20 protein-coding genes and 3 rRNA genes are annotated in these 22688 nt (G+C 54.5%); 11 read left to right on the forward strand and 12 right to left on the reverse strand.

Annotation, left to right across the window (positions count from 1 at the left end; translation table 11 throughout):
• Positions 1-201: 201 nt before the first annotated feature.
• The 7 genes from tkt to LOS15_RS13740 all read left to right on the forward strand — a co-directional run bounded on the left by tkt (position 202) and on the right by LOS15_RS13740 (position 7296).
• Positions 202-2193 (forward strand): transketolase, encoded by a 1992-nt coding sequence (gene tkt / locus LOS15_RS13710; protein ID WP_263066500.1) that lies wholly within the window; start codon positions 202-204, stop codon positions 2191-2193.
• A gap of 33 nt (positions 2194-2226) precedes the next feature.
• Entirely contained in the window at positions 2227-2580 is a 354-nt protein-coding gene (locus LOS15_RS13715) for a CidA/LrgA family protein (protein WP_263066501.1), read from the forward strand.
• Entirely contained in the window at positions 2570-3289 is a 720-nt protein-coding gene (locus LOS15_RS13720) for an LrgB family protein (protein WP_263066502.1), read from the forward strand. The genes LOS15_RS13715 and LOS15_RS13720 overlap by 11 nt, the downstream gene beginning before the upstream one ends.
• Positions 3290-3334: 45 nt before the next feature.
• The gene (locus tag LOS15_RS13725; RefSeq protein ID WP_263066503.1) at positions 3335-4378 is read left to right on the forward strand and encodes a type I glyceraldehyde-3-phosphate dehydrogenase; all 1044 of its coding nucleotides are present in this window, start codon (positions 3335-3337) and stop codon (positions 4376-4378) included.
• 48 nt (positions 4379-4426) lie between these two features.
• Positions 4427-5596: a phosphoglycerate kinase gene (locus LOS15_RS13730; protein ID WP_263066504.1), complete on the forward strand. Its 1170-nt coding sequence runs from the start codon at positions 4427-4429 to the stop codon at positions 5594-5596.
• 80 nt (positions 5597-5676) lie between these two features.
• Entirely contained in the window at positions 5677-6741 is a 1065-nt protein-coding gene (gene fba / locus LOS15_RS13735; protein ID WP_263066505.1) for a class II fructose-bisphosphate aldolase, read from the forward strand.
• Positions 6742-6951: 210 nt separating this feature from the next.
• On the forward strand, positions 6952-7296 hold the full coding sequence (locus tag LOS15_RS13740) for a hypothetical protein (protein ID WP_263066506.1): 345 nt from the start codon (positions 6952-6954) through the stop codon (positions 7294-7296).
• Here the strand turns inward: LOS15_RS13740 and LOS15_RS13745 are convergent.
• A complete protein-coding gene (locus LOS15_RS13745) occupies positions 7293-7619 on the reverse strand; it encodes a hypothetical protein (RefSeq protein ID WP_263066507.1) in 327 nt (108 codons plus the stop codon). The two genes, LOS15_RS13740 and LOS15_RS13745, sit on opposite strands and share 4 nt — an antisense overlap.
• Before the next feature lie 226 nt (positions 7620-7845).
• Here LOS15_RS13745 and LOS15_RS13750 point away from each other — a divergent pair, with 226 nt between their 5' ends.
• The 3 genes from LOS15_RS13750 to LOS15_RS13760 are packed head-to-tail and all read left to right on the forward strand — an operon-like array spanning position 7846 to position 9885.
• Complete coding sequence (locus LOS15_RS13750; RefSeq protein ID WP_263066508.1) at positions 7846-8544, forward strand: HAD family hydrolase; 699 nt, start codon at positions 7846-7848, stop codon at positions 8542-8544.
• A gap of 1 nt (position 8545) precedes the next feature.
• Positions 8546-8920 (forward strand): translation initiation factor Sui1, encoded by a 375-nt coding sequence (locus LOS15_RS13755; protein WP_263066509.1) that lies wholly within the window; start codon positions 8546-8548, stop codon positions 8918-8920.
• Positions 8921-8976: 56 nt separating this feature from the next.
• Entirely contained in the window at positions 8977-9885 is a 909-nt protein-coding gene (locus tag LOS15_RS13760) for a nuclease-related domain-containing protein (protein ID WP_263066510.1), read from the forward strand.
• A 7-nt stretch (positions 9886-9892) separates the two neighbouring features.
• Here LOS15_RS13760 and LOS15_RS13765 read toward each other — a convergent pair whose 3' ends face one another.
• From LOS15_RS13765 to LOS15_RS13780, 4 genes are all read right to left on the reverse strand, one after another.
• On the reverse strand, positions 9893-11224 hold the full coding sequence (locus tag LOS15_RS13765; protein WP_263066511.1) for a deoxyguanosinetriphosphate triphosphohydrolase: 1332 nt from the start codon (positions 11222-11224) through the stop codon (positions 9893-9895).
• A 107-nt stretch (positions 11225-11331) separates the two neighbouring features.
• A 5S ribosomal RNA gene (gene rrf / locus LOS15_RS13770) occupies positions 11332-11447 on the reverse strand.
• Between the two features lie 132 nt (positions 11448-11579).
• A 23S ribosomal RNA gene (locus tag LOS15_RS13775) occupies positions 11580-14473 on the reverse strand.
• Between the two features lie 294 nt (positions 14474-14767).
• Positions 14768-16306 (reverse strand): 16S ribosomal RNA (locus tag LOS15_RS13780).
• The 16S, 23S and 5S rRNA genes sit together here, the layout of an rRNA operon.
• A 584-nt stretch (positions 16307-16890) precedes the next feature.
• On the opposite strand from LOS15_RS13780, the gene LOS15_RS13785 reads away from it, so the two are divergent.
• A complete protein-coding gene (locus LOS15_RS13785; RefSeq protein WP_263069738.1) occupies positions 16891-17916 on the forward strand; it encodes an aspartate carbamoyltransferase in 1026 nt (341 codons plus the stop codon).
• A 14-nt stretch (positions 17917-17930) separates the two neighbouring features.
• Here the strand turns inward: LOS15_RS13785 and ruvX are convergent, their stop codons facing one another.
• The 7 genes from ruvX to LOS15_RS13820 form a co-directional block, all read right to left on the reverse strand.
• Complete coding sequence (gene ruvX / locus LOS15_RS13790; protein ID WP_263066512.1) at positions 17931-18386, reverse strand: Holliday junction resolvase RuvX; 456 nt, start codon at positions 18384-18386, stop codon at positions 17931-17933.
• Positions 18387-18398: 12 nt separating this feature from the next.
• The gene (locus LOS15_RS13795) at positions 18399-18956 is read right to left on the reverse strand and encodes a YqgE/AlgH family protein (protein WP_263066513.1); all 558 of its coding nucleotides are present in this window, start codon (positions 18954-18956) and stop codon (positions 18399-18401) included.
• Positions 18957-19023: 67 nt separating this feature from the next.
• A complete protein-coding gene (gene gshB / locus LOS15_RS13800) occupies positions 19024-19980 on the reverse strand; it encodes a glutathione synthase (RefSeq protein ID WP_263066514.1) in 957 nt (318 codons plus the stop codon).
• A 79-nt stretch (positions 19981-20059) separates the two neighbouring features.
• The gene (locus LOS15_RS13805) at positions 20060-20764 is read right to left on the reverse strand and encodes a S1 RNA-binding domain-containing protein (protein ID WP_263066515.1); all 705 of its coding nucleotides are present in this window, start codon (positions 20762-20764) and stop codon (positions 20060-20062) included.
• Between the two features lie 153 nt (positions 20765-20917).
• Entirely contained in the window at positions 20918-21685 is a 768-nt protein-coding gene (locus tag LOS15_RS13810; protein ID WP_263066516.1) for a 16S rRNA (uracil(1498)-N(3))-methyltransferase, read from the reverse strand.
• A gap of 3 nt (positions 21686-21688) precedes the next feature.
• Positions 21689-22198, reverse strand: a complete 510-nt coding sequence (gene secB / locus LOS15_RS13815) for a protein-export chaperone SecB (protein WP_009102012.1) — start codon at positions 22196-22198, stop codon at positions 21689-21691.
• A 61-nt stretch (positions 22199-22259) separates the two neighbouring features.
• Positions 22260-22682 (reverse strand): rhodanese-like domain-containing protein, encoded by a 423-nt coding sequence (locus tag LOS15_RS13820; RefSeq protein ID WP_263066517.1) that lies wholly within the window; start codon positions 22680-22682, stop codon positions 22260-22262.
• Between the last annotated feature and the right edge of the window lie 6 nt (positions 22683-22688).

The raw sequence follows: 22688 nt of genomic DNA on the forward strand, positions 1-22688 counted from the left end.
AGCATCAGCAGGAAATCATGGCAGGAGGTTCCCTGCCCGTATATAGAAGCGGCTCAAGAAGTTTCACGGCCACTTCGGGAGGCAGAGTCTACACGCTGTTGGGGGTTCTTCACAGAAGCGGCCCGCAGAATTTGCCGCCGCGAGGGAAGTCAGCGACAATAGAGGCTTTATTATTTCTGTTTTCAGGCGAGGAGCACCCCCATGCCGTCCCGTTTTGAGCTGGCCAATGCCATTCGCGCCCTTTCCATGGATGCTGTACAGAAGGCCAAATCTGGCCATCCCGGCGCCCCCATGGGTATGGCTGATATCGCCGAGGTGCTGTGGAATGACTACCTCAAGCACAACCCCGAAGATCCTAAGTGGGCCGACCGCGACCGTTTCGTGCTGTCGAATGGGCATGGTTCCATGCTGCTCTACTCACTGCTGCACCTTAGCGGTTATGAACTAAGCCTGGAACAGCTGCAAAATTTCCGCCAGCTGCACTCGCCCACCGCAGGTCATCCAGAGTACGGCTACGCGCCGGGCATCGAAACCACGACCGGTCCGCTGGGCCAAGGCTTTGCCAACGCCGTGGGCTTTGCGATTGCCGAAAAGACCTTGGCCGCGCAGTTCAACCGCCCGGGCCATACCATCGTTGACCACACCACCTGGTGTTTCTTGGGTGACGGCTGCTTGATGGAAGGGATCTCCCATGAAGCAGCGTCATTAGCCGGCACTCAGCAGTTGGGTAAACTGGTTGCTCTGTATGACGACAACGGCATCTCGATTGATGGCGAAGTGGAAGGCTGGTTCACCGACGATACCGCCAAGCGCTTTGAAGCTTACGGCTGGCACGTGGTGCCCAATGTAGATGGCCACAATCCGGAAGAAATTAAAGCCGCGATTGAGCTGGCTAAAAGCCACGACGATAAGCCTAGCCTGATTATCTGCAAAACCATCATTGGTTTTGGTGCCCCGAATAAGCAGGGCAAAGAAGAGGCTCATGGCGCACCACTAGGTGACGAAGAAGTGGCCCTGGCGCGTAAAGAGCTTGGCTGGGAGCACGCGCCGTTCCATATCCCCGAGCCGATTTACTCCAAGTGGGATGCGCGTAACGCAGGTAAAACCCGCCAACAGGAGTGGGACGCACGTTTTGCACGCTATGCTGAGGCCTACCCAGCAGAAGCACGTGAATTTAAGCGTCGCATGAAGGCGCAGTTGCCAACCGACCTGTCCACAGAAGCGCTGATTGAGCAGGCCCAAGAGAAAGGCGAAAGCATCGCCTCACGTAAAGCCTCCTTTGAAGCGCTGAACGTGATTGGCCCGCAAATGCCCGAACTGCTGGGAGGCAGCGCTGATCTCGCGCCCTCTAACCTGACGTTCTGGAAAGGCGCTAAAGCGATTACGCCAGAAGATGCCAGCGGCAACTACCTACACTACGGGGTGCGTGAGTTCGGCATGGGCGCGGTCATGAACGGTATTGCGCTACACGGTGGTTTCGTGCCTTATGGCGCTACTTTCCTGATTTTCATGGAGTACATGCGTAACGCTGTACGCATGGCAGCGCTGATGGAAAAGCAGGCTATTTACGTGTTTACCCACGACTCCATTGGCTTGGGTGAAGATGGCCCAACCCACCAGCCAATTGAGCAGCTGACCAGCCTGCGCACCACGCCGAACCTGAACACTTGGCGCCCCTGTGACGCTGTCGAAACCGCCGCCGCCTGGGATGCCGCCCTTAAACGCCACTCCGGCCCCACGGCGCTGGTGCTATCACGCCAAAACCTGCCCCACCAGTCACGCACCAAAACGCAGCTAGCCTCAATTCAGCGCGGCGGTTACGTTTTGAAGGATTGTGACGGTACGCCTGAGCTTATCCTGATTGCCACCGGTTCAGAAGTTTCCCTGGCCATGGACGCTGCCGCTGAGTTGGAAAAGCAGGGCAAAGCCGTACGCGTTGTCTCCATGCCTTCAACCTTCCGTTATAACGGCCAGGAAGAGGAGTATCGTGAGCGTGTACTGCCTAAAGCCGTCACCAAACGTATCGCCATTGAAGCGGGACACGCCGACTACTGGTACAAATACGTGGGCCTTGATGGTCGTGTGATTGGCATGACCACTTACGGCGAATCAGCGCCTGCAGGTGAGCTGTTCAAGCACTTTGGCTTTACGGTTGATAACATTGTCAAACAGGCTAATGAACTGCTCGGCTAACGCTATGCAGGCTGATCGAGCGCGGGTACTGCAATGCCCGCGTTAAACGGTCTGCTATGGCTGATTAGTTATTGGTTAATCGGAGAAGTGGTGATCCACTTCTCCGGGCTCCCTGTTTCTTCTGGGGTGGTGGGCATGCTACTGCTGTGCACCACTCTGGCGGTACTTAGGCGCGTTCCCGCAAGTCTTGCCGCCGCTGCTCAACCGTTAATCGCTCTGCTTGCCATGCTAATTATGCCTGGCGTCGTCGGGGTGTTTTTTATGCTGGATGCGTTAGCTGGTGAGTGGCTCGCCGTTCTGACCGCGCTGTTGCTAGGCACGCTGCTTAGCGTTGTTACCACGCTATGGCTGCTCAAACGTCTCATTGGACGCCCAAATGCCTGCTAGACTTCTGAGTACCCTAACCACTACCCCTCTGTTTGCTGTCGGTTTAACGCTCGCCGCTTTTTTACTTGGCAGCGTACTTTTCAATCGTCTGAAAAAGCCTTCATGGCTACCGGCAATTTTAATTGCCGCGCTGCTATTAGCAGCGACCATCGCGGTGCTCGGCGTGCCCTACGCGACGTATCAGCAGGGGGCTACGTGGCTCACGATACTGCTAGGGCCCGCGACCGTGGCGTTAGGCATGCCTCTCTACCAGCAGTTGCCACGCATTCGTGAGTTATGGCGCCCTCTGGTGGTGTGCCTACCTATCGCGGCTATGCTTGCCGCTAGCTACGCCTTACTCATCGGTTGGTTAATGGGCAGCAGCCAGCATATCCTCGCCTCTATTGCCGCTAAATCAGTCACCGCGCCTATCGCTATTGGCATTACCGAACAGCTGGGTGGCAGCGTGGCGCTGCTGATGGGGGCACTATTGTTGACCGGTGTGGTGACTATTCCGTTTGTCAGCTTTTGCGCAAAACTGCTAAATATCGATGATGAGCGAATTATCGGCTTCGCTCTTGGCCTTAACGGCCATGCTATTGGCACCGTGCGGGCATTTGAACTCAGCCCAACGGCGGGGGCTTTTGCCTCACTCGGCATGAGCTTAACCGGCATATTAACCGCTCTGCTGCTACCACTTGCTTGGCGGCTTATCGGCATCGCCGGTTGAAATACGTTATCATCTCGCCACTTTATTTAAGAGCCGCTCTGTCTCATGGCTAACTCAACACCCACGTATCGTATCGCCATCAATGGCTATGGGCGTATTGGTCAATGCGTGCTTAGGGCACTGGTTGAGCGCAACCATCCCGAGCTTGAGGTGGTCGCCATTAATGAGCTTTCTGACCTCGCAACGATTACCTATCTGACCCGCTACGACACTACCCACGGACGTTTTCCAGGCGACGTGGATCACGATGGCGAAGCGCTGCTGATCAATGGCCAGCGAATCCACGTGCTGTGTGAACCTGACCCCAAGGCGCTGCCCTGGGCAGCTCTGGATATCGACCTAGTGCTCGAGTGCTCTGGCAGCTTCAAAGATCGTGCCACGGCGGAACTACATCTGGCAGCAGGCGCTAAGCGGCTACTGTTTTCTCAGCCCGCTGAAAGCGATGTGGATGCCACGATTGTGTGGGGCATTAACGAACACAAGCTAGCGCTTTCCCAGCGCATTCTTTCGGCAGCCTCTTGCACAACCAACTGCTTAGTGCCGCTGCTGACCGTACTGGATGAAGCGCTCGAACTGGAGCACGGTGTCACCACCACCATCCATTCGGCCATGAATGACCAGCCGGTGATTGATGCTTACCATCAAACCGATTTGCGGCTGACCCGATCTGCCATGCAGTCGATCGTACCGGTAGACACCGGCTTAGCTGTGGGCATCAGCCGCCTGATGCCAAGCTTAGCCGGGCGTTTTGAGTGCTTGCATGTGCGTGTACCGACCATCAATGTATCAGCGATGGATGTGGCATTAAGTGTGCGCCGAGATACGAATGCCGAACAGGTCAACGCTCTGCTGCGTACCGCCAGTGCGGAGCGACTTGCCGGTGTACTCGGCTATACGGAAGCTCCCATGGCATCGATTGATTTTAATCACGACCCGCGCTCTGGCATCCTAGACGCTACCCAAACGCGCGTCGCAGGCACGCGCTTGATTAAACTGCTGTGCTGGTTTGACAACGAATGGGGCTTCGCCAACCGCATGCTGGATATCAGCCAGCGGTTGGCGTCTCTAGAAGCGGGACACGCTGACTAGGGCTACATCACTACTTTTCACCTGTTTTAACACGAGGAAATCACTCGCATGAACGTGCAAAAAATGACTGACCTGCCCTTGGAAGGGCAGCGTGTGCTAATTCGTGAAGATTTGAATGTACCCATCAAGCATGGCCGTGTTTCCAGCGATGCACGTCTGCGAGCAGCGCTGCCTACCATTCAAGCCGCCGCCAAAGCAGGCGCCAAAGTGATGCTGATGAGCCATTTAGGTCGCCCCACCGAAGGAGAACCCGCTGAAGAGTTTTCGCTAGCCCCAGTGGCCGAGCATCTGGGCCAACTACTGGGCAGCCCGGTCAACTTAATCAACGACTACCTCGACACGGTTCCGTCGCTCAATAATGGCGATGTGGTGCTGCTTGAGAACGTACGTTTCAACCGTGGCGAGAAGAAAGACGACGAGCAGCTGGCCAAGCAGTATGCCGCACTATGTGATGTGTTTGTGATGGATGCCTTTGGCACCGCCCACCGTGCTCAGGCATCCACCCATGGCGTCGCTCGCTTTGCTCCCCAAGCCTGTGCAGGCCCACTACTGGCCCAGGAGCTCGACGCTCTTGAGAAAGCACTGGCGAATCCAGCGCGCCCTATGGCAGCCATTGTCGGCGGCTCTAAGGTCTCCACCAAGCTAGACGTGCTCACCGCGCTTGCCGATAAGTGCGACCAGCTGATTGTAGGTGGCGGCATCGCCAACACCTTTATTGCGGCGGCAGGCTATAATGTGGGCAAATCGCTTTATGAGGCCGATTTGATTGGCCAAGCTAAGGCGCTGATGGACAAGGTTTCCATACCGCTGCCCACCGATGTGGTGGTGGCCACTGAGTTCTCTGAATCAGCGGACGCCGTGGTTAAGCCCGTGGACCAAGTTGCGGATAACGAGATGATTCTCGATATCGGCCCTGACACAGCAGCCCATCTGGCCAACCTGCTTAAAGATGCCGGCACTATCTTGTGGAACGGCCCAGTGGGTGTATTTGAAATTGACCAGTTCGGCAAAGGTACCCAGGTAATCGCTCATGCCATCGCCGATAGCGCAGGTTTCTCGATTGCCGGTGGCGGTGATACCTTAGCGGCTATCGATAAATATGCCATTGCTGAGCGTGTTTCCTATATTTCCACAGGTGGCGGCGCGTTTCTTGAGTACGTTGAAGGTAAGCCGCTGCCTGCCGTCACCGCGCTCGAAGCGGCTGCTCTGCGCAATTAAGTCGCTGGCGCTGAAACTGTGCGCTCACTGCATCTATACACATAGACAATCTCATTTAAAAACATACATAAGGTGACCCCATGGCTTTGATCAGCATGCGCCAAATGCTCGACCACGCTGCCGAATATGGCTACGGCATTCCAGCATTTAACGTTAATAACCTTGAGCAGATGCGCGCCATTATGGAAGCCGCTGATGCTACCGATTCACCAGTGATCGTGCAGGCTTCTGCTGGCGCACGTAAGTACGCGGGTGCCCCTTTCCTACGCCATCTGATTTTGGCAGCGGTGGAAGAGTTTCCGCATATTCCAGTGGTGATGCACCAGGATCACGGCACTAGCCCTGCGGTTTGCCAGCGCTCCATACAGCTGGGCTTCTCTTCAGTGATGATGGACGGCTCTTTGGGTGAAGATGGCAAAACGCCCATGGACTATGACTACAACGTTGATGTTACCCGCCGTACCGTCGACATGGCGCATGCCTGCGGCGTTTCCGTCGAGGGCGAGCTAGGCTGTCTCGGCAGCCTGGAAACCGGCATGGCCGGCGAAGAAGATGGCATTGGGGCGGAAGGCAAACTGGATATGGAGCAGCTGCTAACCGACCCCGAAGAAGCCGCCGCGTTTGTAAAGGCCACCCAGGTTGATGCACTGGCTATTGCCATTGGCACCAGTCACGGCGCTTATAAATTCACTAAGCCGCCCACTGGCGATACGCTCTCCATTCAGCGCATTAAAGAAATTCATGCGCGGATTCCTGACACCCATCTGGTCATGCACGGCTCCTCTTCCGTGCCTCAGGAGTGGCTTGAGGTCATTAACCAGTACGGTGGTAACATCCCGGAAACGTATGGCGTGCCGGTGTCAGAAATCGTCGAAGGCATCAAGCACGGTGTGCGCAAGGTCAATATCGACACCGACTTACGCTTAGCTTCTACCGGCGCAGTACGCCGCTTTCTGGCCGAAAACCCCTCTGAGTTTGACCCGCGCAAATTCTTGAAAGAAACCGTCTCGGCGATGCGTGATCTTTGCATCGCTCGTTATGAGGCCTTTGGCACAGCGGGTAATGCGAGCAAAATCAAACCGATTAACCTCGAAGCGATGTTTGAGCGCTACGCACGCGGTGAGCTGGACCCTAAAGTGAAATAAGCGTAACGGGGTATATCTCTACAAAGGCGCCCAAACGGGCGCCTTTTTTAATATATAATTGTTGCAATGCAGCAAAATTGTACTATTACTTAATATAGAGGCTTTTATACTTAGTGCCAGTCGCTGATCAACGTTTTATTTATCAAAAGCACTTACCCCTGAAGTAACCCCCGAGTCATGCACCCGTTTCACATAATAGGCATTCGTTTTATGAAGCACTCCCCTATGGCCTTATCTGCGCCCCCCATGGCAATGCTAGATATCTGGAAATCAGGTCTTATGGCGTTTGAGCTTTGGAGCTCTTCATTATCGACCATTGCGATGCGACAGCAGCTGTGGCAAACACAGCCATTTTTTAGCCCCTCTATGATGCGTGAAAACCAACGCATGGTGACTGAAAAAATGGAGGCCAGCATGGAAGCTGCCCTCGTCGTGCAAAAAACGTTGTTTAGTGCCATGAGCGGAAATTACGTTCCATGGTGGGTAACCAGCCAAAAAACCATGAAGCCCTACCAACGCCGTAGTAGTGCTAACTCACGGCGTTTGTCCCGCTAACGCTGCTCGCTATCGTGGTCACTCATTTCATCTTCACCCTCTGCGATAGCGTCTTCAGCACTGCCCGTTCCTCCGGTACCCCCTTCAGCATCCTCTTCCTCATCACTGCCATTATCGCTGGAGGCCTCTTCTTCACTACCGCTGGATGTGGGTTCCTCGCGCTGCAGTGCGCCGACCTTAATGCCGTATTTCTCTTCCAACGCCGCGTCGTCTAACGCCTCGTGCTGAGTGTCATCTGCTTCCGTTTGCTCAGCAAAAAGTGGGCCTGCTGCTAGCAGTAGGCCGCCCAACATAATCGACAGCAACCAAGGGGTAAGTCGCATAGAAGTCTCCTTTTTATGATACTCACAAGCGTAGCCTATACAGCGCATACCTACAGAAGAACCTTGAAGAAAGTGCGTTAAAACTGGCTCCTTGCATAACCACTGACCAGCGCTATCTTATAAAAATTATGAAACAGTGTTCACAAAAGGCGTAAAATCTCGTTCAATAGCAGTGTGTCGGCTTCAACTAACATGGGCAGCGCCTTTAGCGCTCCAAGGAACGACAATGCCGCTTCCACTTTTGCTGTTTGACTGTGATGGCACCCTCGTTGATAGCGAGCCTCTTTTGGCCGAAGAGATGGCCATTGGCCTTAACTCTGTCGGCTTACCGTTTGCTACGTCTGATTATCTTGGAGAGTTTCGCGGCACGCGCTTCCGACGTATCGTGGCTGAGCTGCAGCACCGCTATGGTGAAGTAGAGGCCGAGCAGCTCGACCGTATGGAACGTTCAATGCGCGCTAAGCTTGCAGAACGCCTAGCCACTGAGTTGACGACTATCCCAGGTGCCCGTGAATCGCTTGACGCACTTAGCCACTTTCCCAGTGCAGTTGTTTCTAATGGCCCTGAGAGTAAAATTCACACCGCTTTGCAAACCACCGGCCTCTCCCACTATTTTGGCAATCGGCTATTTAGTGGCTACACCGCCAATTGCTGGAAGCCCGAACCCTGTTTACATCTGCACGCAGCCAGTATCATGGGTTACGCTGCACAAGACTGCATTGCGATAGACGACGCACTGGTAGGCGTGCGTGCTGCATTGCAGGCGGGGATGACAGTGATTCATCTAAACCGTTTCCCAGATGCCGAAAACACCCCTGAAGGCGCTATCATGATCAGCAGCATGTACCAGCTACCGGCGGTGGTGAAGCGTCTGTCGCATGAGTGGCAGCAAGCATCTGTGCCTCAACAATCTATAGGTAATTAGCATGGCTTCTTTACGTGACCAGCTTGGAGGACTTGTCTACTCAACCGAGCATGGAAAAACGTGCCCCGAGTGCCGAGCCCCGATTGACGACTGTCGATGTGAAGACACCAACGAGCAAGAGCGGCTTGCCAGACTAGATGGTATTGTCCGCATCCGGCGTGAAACAAGCGGCCGTAAAGGAAAGGGGGTCACTACCATTAGCGGCGTGCCTTTGCCCGAAGCGGAACTTAAGACGCTAGCCAAAACGCTCAAGCAGCGTTGTGGCACAGGTGGTGCTGTTAAAGATGGCATTATTGAAATTCAGGGCGATCACCGCGAAACGCTGCAGCAAGCACTAACGTCACTCGGCTACCAAGTAAAGCTAGCGGGTGGCTAACACACCTCTATAATGCCGGTTTACATAGGTAAATCGCTAAAGGGCAAGGCACTGCAATGGTTTGGCTGGAATACCTGCTACCGCTTATTTTTCTGTTCCCCATGGCAGCCATGGGCGGCATTGTATTGGTACTACGTAGCCTACACGATGCCCGCGTCCACTCTCCGTTTGACGCGCCGCTTCGCGAGCCTGGCCAAGCACTAAGGCACCGTCTGGACAAAGCTTTCTCAAGCCTATTTCTAAACGGTGCGTTGGGCCCTATTATAAGCCTTGCGCCGCTGGTTTATGGCATGGGTAGGATGCTATTTGTTGAGCAGCAGGACTGGGTGGAGTGGGCACTTTATGGCTTACTTAGCACTCTATTGGTACTAGCGTTTTCCCTATTATTAATCCGTGATTATCAGCGTATTCGTCGGCTTAAGCTCGGCCTAGCCTGTGAGTTAGCCGTTGGTCAAGAACTGGAGCGCTTAGTACGACCAGAAGCGCACCCTTACTATGTCTTTCACGACGTCCCTACTGATAGCTTTACCATTGACCACGTAGTCGTGACCCCCCATGGTATTTTTGTAGTCGAAACCCGGGCACGGGCGCTGGCAATCGGAACCGATGGCAAAGAGATAAACAGTGTCGCGGTCGAACGCGAACGGCTGCGCTTCCCGCATTGGCAGGAGCGACGCCCCTTACATAAAACCCGCCAAGGGGTCAGCTGGTTAACCCAGTGGCTGGAACGACGCTGTGGTGTGCCCGTGCCCGTCAAAGGGGTACTTGTCTTACCCGGCTGGCAAATCGATACCAGCGAAGCATCGCCGGATATTTTAGTGGTAAGCGGTGAGCACCTTGCGCGCCAGTTGACCGAGTTAACACCTGGACAAATGAGCGATGCCATCCACGATCGGGTCATCCATATCCTGCTTGAAAGAGCACGCTTGATGGAGCTTAAGCATCTCCGTGAACCGTCGGTATAACCGCAGCTCAGTCGCCGCGCAGGCGACCACCCATCTCCTGGGCAAGATCAACCGCGTAGTGGTCAGTCATCCCACCAATAAAGTCCAGCATCCGCCGATAGCTATTGTAAAGTGTCCAGGAAGGCAGCGGTGTATTTTCGCCTATTAACGCTAGCACTCGCTGGTGCTTAAAGGAGCTTTGCCCGGTATGGTGCAACTCGTGAGCCGCACCGATAAAAGCCTCAAGCAGTATACCCAGCGTTGTGTAAGCTCCAATCTCTAGCTTTGCTTTACGCTCATTCTGGAAGATACGCTCCCGCGCTAGCTGTTTCGCCGCCTGAACGCCCCATCCTAAATCAGGATGGCAAAGCTCTAACAGGTCTTCGCTTAGGGTACCGCTGAGCAGCGCTTGCTCATGCTGCACAAAGACCGCGCCCACATCGTTTACGGCTCGCTCCATAGCCGCCCCTCTGAGTAGCGCTATTCGGCGACGTTGCGAGACATTTTTACGCTGCATCTCGACATACTCCGGCGGAAACTCGCCGGCAATTTGGCGTAGAATCTCCACCACTTCCTCGTAGCGCAAAATGCCCATCTCTAGGCCATCTTCTAAATCCAACAAGGCATAACAAATATCATCCGCTGCTTCGACCAGCCAGGCCAGCGGGTGGCGACACCAGCGCTGCTCCCCCTGGGGCAACAGACCAACCGCCTCGGCGACCTCTTTTAGCAAGGCTTGCTCCGATTGGTAAGCACCGAACTTGCCCGCTCGGCCGCTATAGCGAACTGTCCAGGGATACTTGAGCAGCGTTCCGAGCGTGGCAGCCGATAGGCGCATTCCGCCATTGAACTGGTTGTATTCAATCTGGGTAATCACACGAAAGCCCTGGGCGTTGCCTTCATAGGTCAACAGGTCTTCGCGCTCGGCCTCTGACAGGCCCTCTAGCAGGCCACTGCCTTGGGCGCGACGAAACCAGTCGCGTATCGCGTACTCACCCGCGTGGCCAAAGGGTGGATTACCGATATCGTGCCCAAGGCATGCGGTTTGTACGATTACGCCCAGATCAGCGGGGGTAATCCAGTCAGGGAGGCGGTCACGCAGTAGCTCACCCACAATCATACCCAGAGAGCGGCCAACACAGCCGACTTCAAGGGAGTGGGTTAAACGTGTGTGGATATGATCATTTTCAGTCAGAGGGTGCACCTGGGTTTTGCGGCCCAAGCGCCGAAAGGAGCCGGAAAAGACAATGCGATCATGATCTTTATGAAAAGGACTGCGCCCAATTTCCCGAGTGCTATCTGTTCGTTTATCGTGAAGGCGTCGAGGGGAAAGTAATTGATCCCATTGCATTTGTGTCATAGCGCTCCTCCTTGGAGTACACATTCTGACATAAAAACGCTGACATAAAACGAGGGGTAGAAAAACAAAAAACCCAGCCGGTTGGCTGGGTTTTTTGCGGTATAAGTGCCTGACGATGACCTACTCTCGCATGGGGAGACCCCACACTACCATCGGCGCTAAGCGGTTTCACTGCTGAGTTCGGCAAGGGATCAGGTGGTTCACGCTCGCTATGGTCGTCAGGCGTAACTTGTAATGCATATCATGCTGAACAGGCAATGCGTGTTTTGTGATCGTCTCTTGTCAGCAAGCGTCTTGGCTTGCCGCTGCGTATCCGGTGTTCGTTATCACTGCGACCAGACCCCTTGGGTGTTATAGGGTCAAGCCTCACGGGCCATTAGTACACGTTAGCTCAACGCCTTGCAGCGCTTCCACACCGTGCCTATCAACCAGCTGGTCTCGCTGGGCCCTTTAGGAGGCTCAAGGCCTCGGGGATGTCTCATCTTGAAGGGGGCTTCCCGCTTAGATGCTTTCAGCGGTTATCCTGTCCGACCATAGCTACCCGGCAATGCCACTGGCGTGACAACCGGAACACCAGAGGGTCGTCCACTCCGGTCCTCTCGTACTAGGAGCAGCTCTTCTCAAACATCCAACGCCCACGGCAGATAGGGACCGAACTGTCTCACGACGTTCTAAACCCAGCTCGCGTACCACTTTAAATGGCGAACAGCCATACCCTTGGGACCGACTTCAGCCCCAGGATGTGATGAGCCGACATCGAGGTGCCAAACACCGCCGTCGATGTGAACTCTTGGGCGGTATCAGCCTGTTATCCCCGGAGTACCTTTTATCCGTTGAGCGATGGCCCTTCCATACAGAACCACCGGATCACTAGAACCTGCTTTCGCACCTGCTCGACGTGTCTGTCTCGCAGTCAAGCACCCTTATGCTCTTGCACTCATTGCACGATGTCCGACCGTGCTGAGGGTACCTTCGTGCTCCTCCGTTACTCTTTGGGAGGAGACCGCCCCAGTCAAACTACCCACCACACACTGTCCTCGATCCGGATAACGGACCTGAGTGAGAACGCCAATGATGCCAGGCTGGTATTTCAAGGTTGGCTCCACCCGAACTGGCGTCCGGGTTTCAAAGCCTCCCAGCTATCCTACACAGGCAACATCAGCGTCCAGTGTGAAGCTATAGTAAAGGTTCACGGGGTCTTTCCGTCTAGCCGCGGGTACACCGCATCTTCACGGCGATTTCAATTTCACTGAGTCTCGGGTGGAGACAGCGTGGCCATCATTACGCCATTCGTGCAGGTCGGAACTTACCCGACAAGGAATTTCGCTACCTTAGGACCGTTATAGTTACGGCCGCCGTTTACCGGGGCTTCAATCAAGAGCTTCGCCTTACGGCTAACACCATCATTTAACCTTCCGGCACCGGGCAGGCGTCACACCCTATACGTCCTCTTACGAGTTAGCAGAGTGCTGTGTTTTTACTAAACAGTTGCAGCCACCTGGTATCTTCGACCGGTTCGGGCTGAGAGAGCAAGTCTCGTCACCCTACGCCGGCGTGCCTTCTCCCGAAGTTACGGCACCATTTTGCCTAGTTCCTTCACCCGAGTTCTCTCAAGCGCCTTGGGATTCTCACCCTGACCACCTGTGTCGGTTTGGGGTACGGTCGCACATGATCTGAAGCTTAGAGGCTTTTCCTGGAAGCGTGGCATTGATGACTTCGACACCGTGGTGTCTTCGTCTCGTGTCTCGGCCTTAAAGGGTCCCGGATTTACCTAAGACCCCAGCCTACTCACTTTCACCAGGACAACCAACGCCTGGCTCACCTAGCCTTCTCCGTCCCCCCATCGCAATCATGTCCGGTACGGGAATATTGACCCGTTTCCCATCGACTACGCCTTTCGGCCTCGCCTTAGGGGCCGACTCACTCTGCTCCGATTAGCGTCGAACAGAAACCCTTGGTCTTCCGGCGAGGGAGTTTTTCACTCCCTTTATCGTTACTCATGTCAGCATTCGCACTCGTGATACCTCCAGCGAACTTCTCAATTCACCTTCATCGGCTTACACGACGCTCCTCTACCGCGCATTCCTAAGAATGCACCCGTAGCTTCGGTACCTGGTTTAGCCCCGTTACATCTTCCGCGCAGGCCGACTCGACTAGTGAGCTATTACGCTTTCTTTAAAGGATGGCTGCTTCTAAGCCAACCTCCTAGCTGTCTGAGCCTTCCCACATCGTTTCCCACTTAACCAGGATTTGGGGACCTTAGCTGACGGTCTGGGTTGTTTCCCTTTTCACGACGGACGTTAGCACCCGCCGTGTGTCTCCCACGCTCGCACTCACCGGTATTCGGAGTTTGCCTCGGGTTGGTAAGTCGGGATGACCCCCTAGCCGAAACAGTGCTCTACCCCCGGCGGTGATACGTGAGGCGCTACCTAAATAGCTTTCGAGGAGAACCAGCTATCTCCGAGCTTGATTAGCCTTTCACTCCGATCCACAAGTCATCCAAATCTTTTTCAACAGATCCTGGTTCGGGCCTCCAATTGATGTTACTCAATCTTCACCCTGCTCATGGATAGATCGCTCGGTTTCGGGTCTATATCCAGCGACTGTGTCGCCCAGTTAAGACTCGGTTTCCCTACGGCTCCCCTAAACGGTTAACCTCGCCACTGAATATAAGTCGCTGACCCATTATACAAAAGGTACGCAGTCACAGAACAAGTCTGCTCCTACTGCTTGTACGCACACGGTTTCAGGATCTATTTCACTCCCCTCTCCGGGGTTCTTTTCGCCTTTCCCTCACGGTACTGGTTCACTATCGGTCAGCCAGGAGTATTTAGCCTTGGAGGATGGTCCCCCCGTCTTCAGTCAAGGTTTCTCGTGCCCCGACCTACTCGATTTCACATGATCAGATTTTCGACTACGGGGCTATCACCCGCTACGGCCACGCTTCCCAGCGTGTTCGCCTAATCAGTCTCATGCTTAAGGGCTGGTCCCCGTTCGCTCGCCGCTACTAGGGGAATCTCGGTTGATTTCTTTTCCTCAGGGTACTTAGATGTTTCAGTTCCCCTGGTTCGCCTCTTACGCCTATGTATTCAGCGCAAGATACTCAGCTTATGCTGAGTGGGTTTCCCCATTCAGAGATGCCCGGGTCACAGGTTGTTTGCCACCTCGCCGAGCCTTATCGCAGGCTACCACGTCTTTCATCGCCTCTGGCTGCCTAGGCATCCACCGTGTGCGCTTCATTGCTTGACCCTATAACCCGAAGGAGTCTGGATGTCGCAATGATAACGATTGCCGGATACGCTTGAGACGTATCACAAAACAATTACGTATAAACACTTCTAAGAAGTGTTTATGTCAGCATGATATACATTGTTAAAGAGCGACTGCTATGCGCAGTGATAAGCGTTCTTTCACGTTAAAAAAAGAGAGAAGACCTTTCTTTTTCTTTTAATGTGAAAAAAGCATTCGCTTATCACTGCGTATCAACAGCATTCTGATCAGGCAATTCATTGTGAGCGCTTACCGCGAGGATGATGCATCGCTTAAGGAGGTGATCCAGCCGCAGGTTCCCCTACGGCTACCTTGTTACGACTTCACCCCAGTCATGAACCACACCGTGGTGATCGCCCTCTTGCGTTAGGCTAACCACTTCTGGTGCAGTCCACTCCCATGGTGTGACGGGCGGTGTGTACAAGGCCCGGGAACGTATTCACCGTGACATTCTGATTCACGATTACTAGCGATTCCGACTTCACGGAGTCGAGTTGCAGACTCCGATCCGGACTGAGACCGGCTTTTCGGGATTAGCTCACTCTCGCGAGTTGGCAACCCTTTGTACCGGCCATTGTAGCACGTGTGTAGCCCTACTCGTAAGGGCCATGATGACTTGACGTCGTCCCCACCTTCCTCCGGTTTGTCACCGGCAGTCTCCTTAGAGTTCCCGGCATTACCCGCTGGCAAATAAGGACAAGGGTTGCGCTCGTTACGGGACTTAACCCAACATTTCACAACACGAGCTGACGACAGCCATGCAGCACCTGTCTCTGCGTTCCCGAAGGCACCAAGTGATCTCTCACAAGTTCGCAGGATGTCAAGAGTAGGTAAGGTTCTTCGCGTTGCATCGAATTAAACCACATGCTCCACCGCTTGTGCGGGCCCCCGTCAATTCATTTGAGTTTTAACCTTGCGGCCGTACTCCCCAGGCGGTCGACTTATCGCGTTAACTTCGCCACAAAGTGCGCTAGGCACCCAACGGCTGGTCGACATCGTTTACGGCGTGGACTACCAGGGTATCTAATCCTGTTTGCTACCCACGCTTTCGCACCTCAGTGTCAGTGTCAGTCCAGAAGGCCGCCTTCGCCACTGGTATTCCTCCCGATCTCTACGCATTTCACCGCTACACCGGGAATTCTACCTTCCTCTCCTGCACTCTAGCTTGACAGTTCCGGATGCCGTTCCCAGGTTGAGCCCGGGGCTTTCACAACCGGCTTATCAAGCCACCTACGCGCGCTTTACGCCCAGTAATTCCGATTAACGCTTGCACCCTCCGTATTACCGCGGCTGCTGGCACGGAGTTAGCCGGTGCTTCTTCTGCGAGTGATGTCTTTCCTAGGGGGTATTAACCCCTAGGCGTTCTTCCTCGCTGAAAGTGCTTTACAACCCGAGGGCCTTCTTCACACACGCGGCATGGCTGGATCAGGGTTGCCCCCATTGTCCAATATTCCCCACTGCTGCCTCCCGTAGGAGTTCGGGCCGTGTCTCAGTCCCGATGTGGCTGATCATCCTCTCAGACCAGCTACGGATCGTTGCCTTGGTGAGCCATTACCTCACCAACTAGCTAATCCGACATAGGCTCATCCAATAGCGGGAGCCGGAGCCCCCTTTCTCCCGTAGGACGTATGCGGTATTAGCCTGGGTTTCCCCAGGTTATCCCCCACTACCGGGCAGATTCCTATGCATTACTCACCCGTCCGCCGCTCGTCAGCATCTAGCAAGAGCAAGCTAGACCTGTTACCGCTCGACTTGCATGTGTTAGGCCTGCCGCCAGCGTTCAATCTGAGCCATGATCAAACTCTTCAGTTTAAAATCATTGTGATGCTTACCTGTCACTCGAAAGCAACAGAAGCGCATCAAACTTGGCTCAAGGTTCAAACGAATTCGAAAGATTCGAAAATCTTTCTTGTGCGCTTGCCTTGATATTTGGTGATTTATCACCCTCATCGGCAAGCGCCCACATGAATTACCTGATCAAATTGTTAAAGAGCTGTTTCGCTGTGTTGGCTCGATGACTTGAACCGTGTTGCCTCAGCGAGGAAGGCGTATTCTACGCATTTCCTGGTGATTGTCAACCGCTGTTTTCAGTGACTGAATTCAGCGAACGAGGCGAGCCAAACAACTGCTCTAACCTACTGACAAACCGAAGGTTTTCACCTTCATGCACCGCTGGTAACGCTTGGCGTCCCCGGCAGCGGATGCGTACTTTACGGATTCGCGGCCGGGTTGGCAAGAGCTAATGATCAAATAGTCGAAAAAAGTCTCTGCCGCCTCATTTGCCCTCTTATATAAGGCAATGGAAACCGCTTCGGCAGGTTCCGTTTGGCGGTTACACTGAGCACTCTATTATAGCTGCCACCTTTCAACCACGCCCACTTATGATGAGGTCCATGATGAGCCAGCACCTATTAACTGTCGATTCATTAAGCCGCGAGAGCGTTGATCACCTATTACGCGTTGCGGCACGCATGGAGCCGATTGCTAGCCGTCGCCAAGTAACGCGGGTGTTGGAAGGAGCAGTGTTGGGCAACCTGTTTTTTGAAGCGAGCACCCGCACACGAGTGAGCTTTAATGCTGCCTTTTGCCGCTTAGGGGGCAGCGTGTGCGACACCACGGGCTTCACCTTCTCTTCCATGGCGAAGGGAGAGTCGCTCTACGATACTAGCCGAGTGATGAGCGGTTACTGCGATGCGATTGTCATGCGCCATCCTGATCAAGGCTCAGTGGCAGAGTTTGCAGCGGCGACCAACGTGCCGGTGATTAACGGTGGGGATGGCCCGGGTGAACACCCAAGCCAAGCGTTGCTAGACCTTTATACGATTGATAAAGAGTTTCAGCGGTTAGGTAAATCGCTCAGTGGCGCGCATATCTTACTGACCGGCGATTTAAAGTATGGCCGTACAGTGCATTCGCTGATTAAGCTGCTGTCCCTTTACGATCCGCTGCGCATTACCCTGGTTTCTCCGCCTGGGCTTGAGATGCCTTCAACACTGATTGACTTAGTGACCTCACGCGGGCACCGCATTGAACAGCGCGACTCATTGGCCAGCGATTTCTCAGACCTAGACGTGGTTTACACCACGCGGATTCAGAAAGAGCGCTTTACCGACGAGATGAACGAGAGCTTCCAGGGGCTTTCCGATGACTTTATGGTCAACCGCGATTTCCTTAACCAGCGCTGCGGCCAGAATACGATTGTGATGCACCCACTGCCTCGGGATAGCCGCCCTGGGGCCAATGACTTAAACGTCGATTTAAACGGCGACCCACGCCTAGCGATTTTCCGCCAGACGGATAACGGCATCCCTATGCGGATGGCGATTTTCGCAACGTTGCTGAAAGTTGACGATTTGATTGAGAAGGATCTGCGCTCGGTACGTTGGTTCGTTCCCACCCAAACCGGTACGCTGGACCGATAATTTTCTATACCGCGTTAATAAGCGCTACGCCCACCGGGAAGCCCTTCCTGGTGGGCGAACCAGCCTTCTAAAATAAGCACGGCGGCGATGCCGTCAACGCTCTCTTCCCGGTAGTTGCCACGGTGGCCTGAGGCATGAGCGATCTGCTTTGCTTCGCGGGTAGAGCCTCGCTCGTCAACCATTTCACAGGGCTTGCCATAGCGCCCATGCAGGCGGTTGCCGAACTTACGGGCCCGCGTGCTCATGGCCGATTCAGTGCCATCCATATTGAGCGGCAAACCCACCACAAACAGATCAGGCTGCCACTCCTCGACTAAACGCGTGACAAGATGCCAATCAGGAATTCCGTCGCGAGCGGTGAGAGGTGACAGCTCCCGAGCACTTTTTAGCAGCTCGTTAGCCACCGCAACACCAATACGCCGGGTGCCAAAATCAAACCCGAGTATCAGCCGCTGACCGCTATCCGCCATGACACTTCACCATCACGCATGCCCTGCATCACGGGTCATCAGATTTAGGTCAACGCCCAAAATTCCAGCGGCGGCAGTTAAACGCTCGGCTGGGGGCGTATCAAACAGCACGCTTCCCTCGCCTTCAACGGTCAGCCACGCGTTCTCTTTTAGCTCCTCCTCCAACTGCCCAACATCCCAGCCCGCACAGCCTAAGCAGACCAGAAAATGCTCAGGCCCCGTGCCATCGGCAAGTGCCTGCAGAATATCCATGGACGTTGTCAGCGCAATGTTATCTTCCACTTGGACACTGGAATCCCACTCTTGGCTGTCACCCACATGCAAAATGAAGCCACGATCTTTGTGCATGGGGCCACCATAATAAACCGGCGCATTACGGTGCGGGCTGTCATCGCCGCCAAGCGAGAGCTGCTCGAACAGGGCGTCTAACGTGATTTCCAGAGGTCGGTTAGCGATAACGCCCATGCAGCCGTTATTATCATGGTCACAAAGGTAGATCAGGCTGCCGGCAAAATTAGGGTCTTCTAAGTGCGGCATAGCCATTAAAAAGTGATGTTTTAAACTTTGCATGCGTCTCCTACGGCTCGCCAGTGACTCGGCAAGCCTCGAATTGTTTAGCGACTAGAACGTTCAACCTTTAGGCCAGCCGACGCTCAATCGCGCCCAGCAGCATGCCAGCAATATCGGTACCACGCTGATCATCGATTTCACGCACGCAGGTCGGGCTGGTGACGTTAATTTCGGTGATGTAATCGCCAATCACGTCTAAACCAACAAACATCAACCCTTTTTCACGAATCATGGGCTGAACCTGCTGAATCAGCCAGTGATCACGCTCGGTTAGCTCGCGGCTAACGCCACGCCCACCGGCGGCAAGATTGCCTCGCGTTTCTCCTGCGGATGGAATGCGTGCCAACCCATAGGGCACCGGCTCACCATCTACCAAGAGAATTCGGGTGTCGCCGTCTTTGATTTCCGGCAAATAACGCTGAGCCATAATTTGGCGCTGGCCACGAAGCGTCAGTTGCTCAATCACTGCACCGATGTTACGGCCATCGGGGCCAATGTGAAAAATACCGGTGCCGCCCATACCATCCAGCGGTTTAAAGATCACATCGCCGTGCTCAGCGTGGAAAGCGCGCAATACGTCATCGCGGCTGGCGACTATCGTGGGGGCACAGCAGTGGGGAAACTGCTGAGCAAAAAGCTTTTCGTTGCACTGCAAAAGCGCGGCGGTAGGGTTAACCACGAGTACACCTTCACGCTCGGCAAAACCCAATAGATGTACCGCATTGGTAAACTCGGCATCTACCGGCGGGTCTTTACGCATGAGGATCACGTCTAACTCGGCCAGCGGACGTGAAGCCGCTTCCCCCAAATCGTACCAGTGGTTGGGGTCACGGTGCACCGTCAGCGGGCGCATACGCGCATAGGCGTGCCCCGCGTTCAAGAAAAGATCGTCCTGCTCCATATAATGCAGTGTGTAGCCGCGCTCTTGAGCCGCCCACAGCATCGCCATAGTGGTATCTTTCTTGTAAGCGATGTCGCTGATGGGATCCATCACCACACCGAGATGCAACGTTGCTTGGCTCATTAGAGTACCTATTCATACATGAACAATAGCCGCCAGTATGCCGCACTGCCTGTACGGCTCCAACCACTGCGACGTGCGGCTACTCAGCTTGCTCATCGGAGAGCGCGCCGGGCATCAGGCGAATAGCACCAGGCTCTAAGGTAATTAACTGCTGCTTATAAAGACGCCCAATCGCCTGTTTAAACGCACTCTTACTGACACCAAGCCGCGTTTTAATATCATGCGCCGAGCTTTTATCGCCTAATGGAAGGTAACCACCACTTTCGCGCAGGGCCTTTAGCACCTTATCGCCCACCACATCTAGGCGAGCCGCGCCTGGCGGCAGCAGCGAAATATCGACTCGGCCATCTTCACGGCGCTGCTTTACATAGCCCTTGAGCGACTGCCCGCGGCGAAGCGGCTGAGTAATATCATCTTGATAAATCAACCCCCAGTAACGGTGATTGACCACCACTTTCATACCCAGATCAGTGCGGTCGGCAACTACTACAGAGACCTCATCCCCTTTATCCAATGCCCAAGCATCGTCGGTCAAAAAACGATCCAATTTCATGGTCGCCACCGGACGCCCCTGATCATCGCTATACAGCATAACGAGAACCCGCTTACCGGGGTCGGGGCGAAAACGCTGCTCGCTGTAGGGCAGCAGCACATCTTTAGGCTGTCCCCACTGCAGAAAGGCACCCGTGTTATTCACCGCTGTCACGGTTAAGTACGCCACATCCCCTATTTGGGCGGATGTATCGCTTGCGGAGCGGGGAGATGAGTGTGACTCACGTGCCATGGCTGGCATCCTTACAGAAAGTAGATCTTCATTATGGCGCCTGGATAACCCAAGGCAAAGCGGTGCTGCCCAAAGCCGCACCGATAGCATTCATCGTTGGGTACAAAAAAGCCGCTGCCGCAGCAAAGTCGGCAGCGGTTTGATAGTAAGCGCTTACAAATCGCCGAAGTGGTGCTGCAGTAACGTTAACGCCACTACCGGGGCGGTTTCAGTGCGCAGCACCCTAGGCCCTAACGTTAGCGGCGTAAAACCACTGGCAACAGCGGCACTCACATCCGTCTCACTCAAGCCACCTTCGGGGCCAATCAACAGCGCCACCGCATCAGGGCGAGGCTGTTGGTTAAAGGCGTTGCCTGTTGCCAAATGCAGCATTAAGCGCAGCGGCTCTTGGCGCTCGACGAGCCACTCATCAAGCGCGATAGGTGGATAAACCGGGGGAACTACCGCACGCCCGCACTGCTCGCAGGCACTGGCAGCGACTGCCTGCCAATGCGCCAGCTTTTTCTCTTCCCGGTCACCTTTGAGGCGTACATCACCCCGCTCGGTATAGAGCGGGGTAATCGCGGCAACGCCTAACTCCACGGCTTTTTGAATGGCGTAGTCCATTCGGTCGCCTTTGGAAATCGCTTGACCAAGATGCACGGCCAGTGGCGACTCGCCGCTGCCTTGCCAGAGCGCCTCAATACGCACCGTCGTGTGTTTGCGACTCACGTCAGCTAAGCGCACGCCCGCCTCTCGCCCCTGACCGTCAAACAGCATCAGTGGCGCGCCTTCGCCCATCCGCAGCACCCGCGTAACGTGTCGCGCAGGGCCTTCCGGAAGCGTTAAGGTTGCGCCTACTGCCAACTCAGAAGGCACATAGAGACGCGGCATTTTACCGTGCAAGGCAACCCAATCAGCGGCGAGCAACGTTTCCGGCATAGCTTAGTGCGTGTTTTCTGCGGCTTGTTGAGCCTGCTGCGCTTCACGCTGCTTGCGCTGGGCGTACATGGCTTCAAAGTTCACCGGCGCCAGCATCAGCGGGGGGAAGCCTCCGCGATTGACGAGGTTGTCAACGCATTCACGGGCGTAAGGGAACAGCAGGTTGGGGCAGAACGCACCCAGCGTTTGCTCCAACTGCGCACCTTCGATGCCTGAAATGCGGAACAGGCCCGCTTGCTCGACTTCGGCGAGGAAAGACGTGGTGCCGGTTTCACTATCGTTCACCTGAGCCGTCACTTTCACCACCACTTCATACTGGTCGTCAGCGATTTTCTGGCTGGTAGTGTTCAGGTCCAGGTTGACCTTCGGCTTGAACGCCTGCTTAAACACAGAAGGAGAGTTAGGCGCTTCAAAAGAGATATCTTTTACGTAGATACGCTGTAAAGAGAACTTCAGCTGTGGCTTTTCGCCTTCTGCGGCGCCAGCTTGGGGGGTATTGTTATCTTCCGCCATTGGAATGCTCCTGATAATTCATTCGATAGATAAAAGCACGCGGGTACTAACAGCCACGTGATTATTTTTTAACGACCGGTAACCCATCGGCCTGCCACTGCACCATCCCACCTTTAAGCTTAATCGCGCGCTCAAAGCCCGCTTTGGAGAGCTTTGCCTGCGCAGCGCCGGAGCTTTGACCATGCTTGCATACCACAATGATCGGCTGGCTTTTGACTTTCTCCAGTTCGCTCATGCGGCTGTCGAGGCTGCTTTGGGGAATGTTACGTGCGCCAGCGATATGCCCGGCTTTAAAGTCTTTGCTTTCACGAATATCCAGTACCACCGCGTCTTCACGGTTGATGAGCTGGGTGGCTTCCGTAGAAGTCACGGCATTAGTGGCAGCACTGCGCGCTTCATAGGCAAGCCACGCTATCAGTACCAGCAAAAACGCCCCCACTAACAGGGGGTGATTCATTACGAATTCGAACAGCTGATCGATCATCGCGAA

The organism is Halomonas sp. 7T (assembly GCF_025643255.1).
Taxonomy (GTDB): Bacteria; Pseudomonadota; Gammaproteobacteria; order Pseudomonadales; family Halomonadaceae; genus Vreelandella.

What these genes read in the sequence shown, in the direction of transcription:
- LOS15_RS13820 (WP_263066517.1), bottom strand. Translation starts at nt 22,682, where the DNA reads ATGATCGATCAGCTGTTCGAATTCGTAATGAATCACCCCCTGTTAGTG.
- LOS15_RS13760 (WP_263066510.1), top strand. Translation starts at nt 8,977, where the DNA reads ATGGTTTGGCTGGAATACCTGCTACCGCTTATTTTTCTGTTCCCCATG.
- fba (WP_263066505.1), top strand. Translation starts at nt 5,677, where the DNA reads ATGGCTTTGATCAGCATGCGCCAAATGCTCGACCACGCTGCCGAATAT.
- LOS15_RS13805 (WP_263066515.1), bottom strand. Translation starts at nt 20,764, where the DNA reads ATGGCACGTGAGTCACACTCATCTCCCCGCTCCGCAAGCGATACATCC.
- LOS15_RS13810 (WP_263066516.1), bottom strand. Translation starts at nt 21,685, where the DNA reads ATGCCGGAAACGTTGCTCGCCGCTGATTGGGTTGCCTTGCACGGTAAA.
- LOS15_RS13750 (WP_263066508.1), top strand. Translation starts at nt 7,846, where the DNA reads ATGCCGCTTCCACTTTTGCTGTTTGACTGTGATGGCACCCTCGTTGAT.
- LOS15_RS13755 (WP_263066509.1), top strand. Translation starts at nt 8,546, where the DNA reads ATGGCTTCTTTACGTGACCAGCTTGGAGGACTTGTCTACTCAACCGAG.
- LOS15_RS13745 (WP_263066507.1), bottom strand. Translation starts at nt 7,619, where the DNA reads ATGCGACTTACCCCTTGGTTGCTGTCGATTATGTTGGGCGGCCTACTG.
- LOS15_RS13725 (WP_263066503.1), top strand. Translation starts at nt 3,335, where the DNA reads ATGGCTAACTCAACACCCACGTATCGTATCGCCATCAATGGCTATGGG.
- LOS15_RS13785 (WP_263069738.1), top strand. Translation starts at nt 16,891, where the DNA reads ATGAGCCAGCACCTATTAACTGTCGATTCATTAAGCCGCGAGAGCGTT.
- LOS15_RS13715 (WP_263066501.1), top strand. Translation starts at nt 2,227, where the DNA reads ATGCCCGCGTTAAACGGTCTGCTATGGCTGATTAGTTATTGGTTAATC.
- LOS15_RS13765 (WP_263066511.1), bottom strand. Translation starts at nt 11,224, where the DNA reads ATGACACAAATGCAATGGGATCAATTACTTTCCCCTCGACGCCTTCAC.
- tkt (WP_263066500.1), top strand. Translation starts at nt 202, where the DNA reads ATGCCGTCCCGTTTTGAGCTGGCCAATGCCATTCGCGCCCTTTCCATG.
- LOS15_RS13720 (WP_263066502.1), top strand. Translation starts at nt 2,570, where the DNA reads ATGCCTGCTAGACTTCTGAGTACCCTAACCACTACCCCTCTGTTTGCT.
- secB (WP_009102012.1), bottom strand. Translation starts at nt 22,198, where the DNA reads ATGGCGGAAGATAACAATACCCCCCAAGCTGGCGCCGCAGAAGGCGAA.
- LOS15_RS13740 (WP_263066506.1), top strand. Translation starts at nt 6,952, where the DNA reads ATGAAGCACTCCCCTATGGCCTTATCTGCGCCCCCCATGGCAATGCTA.
- LOS15_RS13795 (WP_263066513.1), bottom strand. Translation starts at nt 18,956, where the DNA reads ATGCAAAGTTTAAAACATCACTTTTTAATGGCTATGCCGCACTTAGAA.
- LOS15_RS13730 (WP_263066504.1), top strand. Translation starts at nt 4,427, where the DNA reads ATGAACGTGCAAAAAATGACTGACCTGCCCTTGGAAGGGCAGCGTGTG.
- ruvX (WP_263066512.1), bottom strand. Translation starts at nt 18,386, where the DNA reads ATGGCGGATAGCGGTCAGCGGCTGATACTCGGGTTTGATTTTGGCACC.
- gshB (WP_263066514.1), bottom strand. Translation starts at nt 19,980, where the DNA reads ATGAGCCAAGCAACGTTGCATCTCGGTGTGGTGATGGATCCCATCAGC.